Origin of the sequence: Desulfobacter sp. UBA2225, from assembly GCF_002348205.1 — a bacterium.
Classification (GTDB): Bacteria; Desulfobacterota; Desulfobacteria; order Desulfobacterales; family Desulfobacteraceae; genus Desulfobacter; species Desulfobacter postgatei.
In genome coordinates, this window is the sequence record NZ_DDYV01000062.1 from 1 (window position 1) to 5443 (window position 5443).

Here is a 5443-nt window from a genome sequence, read left to right on the forward strand (position 1 = left end):
AGGTGGACCGCTTCATGCTCAAGGTGCTGGTGGAATACCCCAGTCGGACCCAGGAGCTTGAGATCCTTAAAAAGACAAGCTTCGCCGAGGTAGAGAAGATATCACCCGTTGTCTCTTGTGAGGACCTTGCCGGATTAAAACGCCTGGTGGATCAGGTGTATGTGGATGAAAAACTCAAAGAATACATCGTTAACCTGATCTTTGCCACGCGAAATCCGGAATCTTGCAAAATGCAGACCGGTCATTACATCGAGTTCGGGGCCTCGCCCAGGGCGACCATCTTTCTTGCCAAGGCTGCACGGGTTACCGCATTTCTTGCGGGCCGGGCCTATGTTACGCCCCAGGATATAAAACTTGCCGGACCCGATGTACTCCGCCACAGGATTCTGCTCTCCTTTGAGGCCGAAGCTGAAGAGATTTCAACCGAGCAGGTGGTGGCGGATCTGTTCGACTCCGTAGAAGTGCCATAAATAATAGTTACAGGTGATCATGAAATGATTCCTGCCCATATCATAAAAAAATTAAGCAAATTCATATAAAGTCCCGCAAAACAGTCAACACCCTGATGGCAGGGCAATACCGGTCTGTCTTCAAAGGCTCGGGCATTGAATTTGAAGAGGTGCGCGAATACGCCCCGGGTGACGATGTCAAGTCTATTGACTGGAATGTCTCTGCGCGTACGGGAAAGGTGTTTGTCAAGCTGTTCAGGGAAGAGCGCGAATCCATTGTCATGCTGCTCATTGACATGAGCGCGTCTTTAAATTTCGGCACCCATTCGGGCAGCAAACTTGAAAAGGTGGCCGAACTCGCATCGGTGCTGGCATTTAATGCCATTAAAAATAATGACAAGGTGGGTGTGATTTTTTTCACGGACCAGGTGGAAAAGTATATCCCGCCTAAAAAGGGCTCTGCCCATATCTGGCGGGTGATCAAGGAAATTTTTACCTTTGCGCCCAAGGGCGTGGGTACGGATATCGCCTGTGCCCTGGATTTCATGGCAAAAATAAGTAAAAAGCGCAGTTTTGCCTTTGTGATTTCCGATTATCTCTCCCCGGAGTACGAAAAAAACCTGCGCCTTTTAAACCGGCGGCATGAGGTGGTGGGCCTGCGTGTGTTTGATGAGGGGGCTTTTCACCTGCCCTTTGCCGGTATTGTGCGGGTAAGGGATTTTGAAACCGGGGAAGAGACGCTCATGGATGCGGGCAGCAAAAAGATGCGGCAGTGGTATACGGATCAGCGGCAGAAAATCCATTCTTTGACCGAATCGGTGTTCACCAAGGCCCGGGTGGATCTTGTGGATGTCACCACGGCTGACAGTGTGTCCGACGTGTTGACTCGGTATTTCATGCTTCGGGAGAGCAGGCGCTGATGCTTGAGGATATTCATGATATACGGCCGCCGGTGATGACAGGCATTGACCCTGGATTGGTCCGGGCCCTTCTTTGGGGAGCCGGGGCCGTTGTCCTTTGTGCGCTGATTGTCCTGCTTGTACGGTACTGGCTTAAAAAAAGAAAAAACAGGATCATAGATCTTCAGGCTCTGCCTCTGCTTTCGCCATACGAAACAGCCGTAAGGGATCTGGAACGGTGTATGGCCGATTTCGGCCACGATGCCAAAATTTTTTATTTTGAACTGGGCCGTATTATGAAAGCCTATGTTTCAGGCACCTTTCAAATCAACTGTTCCGAGATGACCTCCCAGGAGATGGCACGGGCCGTAAAAAACGTTAAGAATCTGGATTATAGGCTAAAAACGGAATTGATCCGGTTCCAGGACCAGTGCGATCCCATCCGCTATATGCCCGTGGACGGGCAAGGTCCTTTGGATGCCGGACGGATAGAGCAGGATCTGGCCTTTGCCGGCAGCCTTGTGGCCGGAATTGAGCAGATTGTCACAGATGCGGTGGTCAGAGAAAAAGCGGAGGATGCCTGATGTTTCGATTTGCCTCACCCTGGTTTCTGCTGCTGCTTATTCTGCCATGGCTCTGGCTGCTGGTTCACACGGTTAAGAGTACCAGACGGTTTTCCTTCAAGTGGCTGCCCAAGCCTTCGGGCCACACGATCCGGGTGTCAAGCCTGACCGGTACTTCCCACGTGCCGTTTAGTTTCGCTGTAATGGCGGCCCGTCTCATGCCCCTGGTGAAGGTGCTGGGCTTGAGTCTTATGATTCTTGCCCTTGCCCGGCCCCAGGCCGGTGAGCGCAAGATCAATGTGGATACCGAAGGGATAAATATTGTTCTGGCCCTTGACCTGTCCGGGTCCATGAAAGCCCTTGATTTCAAACGAGACGACAAGATCGTCACCCGTCTTGACGCGGTCAAGGGGGTGATTTCCGATTTCATCATGAAAAGGGAAGGGGACCGCATCGGCCTTGTGGTGTTCGGCACCCATGCCTTTACCCAGGTGCCGTTGACCCGGGACTACAACACCATTGCATTTATGCTGGATCATTTAAAGATCGGGGCTGCCGGACCCAACACCGCCATTGGCGATGCCATGGGTATTTCGCTCAAGCGCCTGGAAGACATCCGGGCCAAATCGAACATCATTATTCTGCTCACCGATGGTAAGAGCAATGCCGGAGAATTGTCCTGGCAGGAGGCCGCCAAGATCGCGGCCCAAAAAAAGATTAAAATCCACACCATTGGCGTGGGCTCTACGGGCAAAGCCCCTTTCCTTGTGGACGGACTTTTTGGCCAGCAGTATGTGTACCGCCAGGTGGATATGGACTGGGACGCCCTTGACGCCATTGCCAAGCAAACCGGGGGAACCTTTTTTAAGGCCAAGGACACCGACAGCCTTGCATCCATTTATAAAATGATTGATTCAATGGAAAAGACAAAGGTTAAGGTGGACAAATGGGTGGATTACAGGGAGCTTTATACTCTGTTCCTGATCCCGGGACTGCTGCTTTACATTACATGCCTGAGCCTTGGCAGCACAAGACTTCTGGAGTTGCCTTAAGCGGTGAAATAAGGATCCACATATGAAATTTGATCATCCACAAATTTTGTTTTTTCTGTGGGGGCTTTTGCCCCTTTCAGGGTTGCTGGTGTACGGCATTTACCGGCACAAAAAGATTCTTGCCCGGTATGCAAAATCGCCAATGTTTGACCATATCCTGCCGGGCTTCTCCTATGGCCCCAAATGGGTGAAAGCTATTTTATCCGTGATGGCCACAGGATTTGCCGTGGTGGCGCTGGCAGGACCGCTTGCCGGATATCGCTGGGAAAAAATCACCCGGAAAGGGGTGGATATCATGATTGCTTTAGATTGCTCCCGCAGCATGCTCGCCCAGGATGTCTCTCCCACACGGCTGATCCGGGCCAAACGGGAAATCATTGACCTGACGCGCCTGATGCATTCGGACCGGGCAGGACTTGTGGCCTTTTCAGGCGCGGCTGTGCTGCAATGTCCGTTAACCCTGGATTATAATGCATTCGGGATTTTCCTCGATGCCCTGGACCCTGATTATCTGCCTGTGGGAGGTACGGATTTGACCGCAGCCCTTGAGGCTTGTTACAATGGATTTGATCCATCATCCACTGCGGGAAAAGCCGTTATTCTCATCACCGACGGCGAGGATACCGCCGATGATGAAGCCGCCCTTACTGAGGTTGTGGATAAATTTGCCAAGGAAAAAATCCGAATTTTCGCCATCGGGGTAGGCGATCCGGCCGGAGCCCCGATCCCGGCCAAGGGCGGGGGATTTAAAAAGGATGGTGCAGGCAATATCATTTTGTCAAAAGTGAACGAGGCCATGCTTAAAAAAATTACTGCCATGACCCAGGGCCGCTATGTACGATCCGTGGCTGGGGACATGGACCTTGAACAGATCTATTCCGGGGATATCCTGAACACCATGGAACAAAAGGAGCTGACCCAGGGTCGCAAAAAAGTCTGGGAAAAACGCTTTCAGTGGGCCTTGCTTCCCTGTGTACTGCTGCTGATTGCCGAAACTTGTTTTCCCCAGGGATCGGGCCGCAAGCACGGTGTTAAAGGTGGGCGTTCTCTGATTTGCCTGGCCATTGCCCTGGGCCTTATGGCACCGGGAGTTGCCAGGGCAGGTTTTTGGACTTCTCCGGTAAAGCAGGGCATGCAGGCCTGGGACGACAAGCAGTTCCAGCAGGCAAAAAAGCATTTTATTGACGCCCAGCTTGAAAATCCGGACGACCCGCGTCTTTATTATAATATCGGTGCTGCGGCCTATGCAGCCGGTGAATATGACCTGGCTGAATCCAATTTTGCCCAGGCTGTAAATGCAAAGGACAGGGAACTTAAACACAATGCCCTGTATAACCTTGCCAATACCCGTTATCGTCAAAACCATCTGGAAAAGGCAATAGAGGATTACCAGAGCCTGATTAACGCGTTCCCCGATGATACCCAGGCCAAAGAAAATCTTGAATTTGTAAAGAAAAAGCTTGAAGAGCAGAAACAGCAACAGCAGGATCAAAAAAATAAAGATCAAAAAAATAAAGACGAGCAGAATAAGAATCAGGGGGATCAACACCAAAAGGACCCGAATAACCAGGATCAGAATAAGAACCCGCAGGGCAGCGAGGATAAGAAAAAGCCGTCCGAAAAACAGAATCAGAATCAGGCGCAGGGATCGGATCAGAAAGACCAGGGAGATAAAAACCGGCAAAATAAACCTGAAAAAAATCCCCAGCAGCCAAACCAACCCCAAACGGACCAGCATCAGGATATGTCGGCACAAGAGTCCCAAGACCCGACTGCCCAGGCAGGAAAGGCCGGGCAGGGGCAAAAGGGAGAGGAGAACATGCAGCAGGCAGAGTCAAAAATGCTTGAAAATCGTCTCAACCGCCTTGAAGACAAACCCGGCATGGCCCTGATTCCCCAAACCGGAGCACGAAACAATGATAAAGACTGGTAAATTCACTATGATTGCCCAAGCGCATCGGTATATGGCAGGACTGTCAATTGCAGTACTGCTCTTTTGCATTCCCTGCACAGCTCTTGCCTTTACCGCCACGGCCCAGGTGGATCAGACCCGTGTTACGCCCCAGGATGTTATTTCATTGCAGGTCATTGTGGACGGCGGTGAGGCCGACGTTGACACCTCTTCCATAACCGGGTTCCAGGTCAATCCCGCCGGGACCCAGTCGAGCAGAAGCTATATCAACGGCACATGGGGCCATAAGGTCATATACCGGTACATGTTGATTCCCTTAAAAACCGGCGTACTGACCATTCCGCCCATCACCTGTGTCCGGGACGGCGAATCGGTATTGACCAGGGAGATTAAAATTCTGGTGTCGGAACCATCGGCCCGGATTGATGATGACAAGGGCGATTTTTTTGCCCAAGCCTTCCTGAGCAGTGACGGGATCGTGCCGGGACAACAGGTTGTGTATATCCTTAAACTATGCACGGCACAACAGATCAAGGGGGCGTCTTTTGATCCGCCCCGGTTTGAGGGC

The 5443-nt window shown here is 51.5% G+C and carries 6 protein-coding genes; all 6 read left to right on the forward strand.

What is annotated here, in order from left to right:
• Positions 1–470: AAA family ATPase (locus B3D59_RS03330; protein ID WP_286817686.1), on the forward strand; the 470-nt coding region annotated here is incomplete at its 5' end.
• A 95-nt stretch (positions 471–565) separates the two neighbouring features.
• Positions 566–1369 (forward strand): DUF58 domain-containing protein, encoded by an 804-nt coding sequence (locus B3D59_RS03335; RefSeq protein ID WP_286817687.1) that lies wholly within the window; start codon positions 566–568, stop codon positions 1367–1369.
• Positions 1369–1932 carry a hypothetical protein gene (locus tag B3D59_RS03340; RefSeq protein ID WP_286817688.1) on the forward strand — a complete coding sequence of 188 codons (564 nt, stop codon included), beginning with the start codon at positions 1369–1371 and terminating at the stop codon, positions 1930–1932. The genes B3D59_RS03335 and B3D59_RS03340 overlap by 1 nt, the downstream gene beginning before the upstream one ends.
• Positions 1932–2963 carry a VWA domain-containing protein gene (locus B3D59_RS03345; protein ID WP_286817689.1) on the forward strand — a complete coding sequence of 344 codons (1032 nt, stop codon included), beginning with the start codon at positions 1932–1934 and terminating at the stop codon, positions 2961–2963. Before B3D59_RS03340 ends, B3D59_RS03345 begins: the two co-directional genes overlap by 1 nt.
• A 22-nt stretch (positions 2964–2985) precedes the next feature.
• The gene (locus B3D59_RS03350) at positions 2986–4896 is read left to right on the forward strand and encodes a vWA domain-containing protein (RefSeq protein ID WP_286817690.1); all 1911 of its coding nucleotides are present in this window, start codon (positions 2986–2988) and stop codon (positions 4894–4896) included.
• Positions 4880–5443: BatD family protein (locus tag B3D59_RS03355; RefSeq protein WP_286817691.1), on the forward strand; the 564-nt coding region annotated here is incomplete at its 3' end. The genes B3D59_RS03350 and B3D59_RS03355, both read left to right, overlap by 17 nt.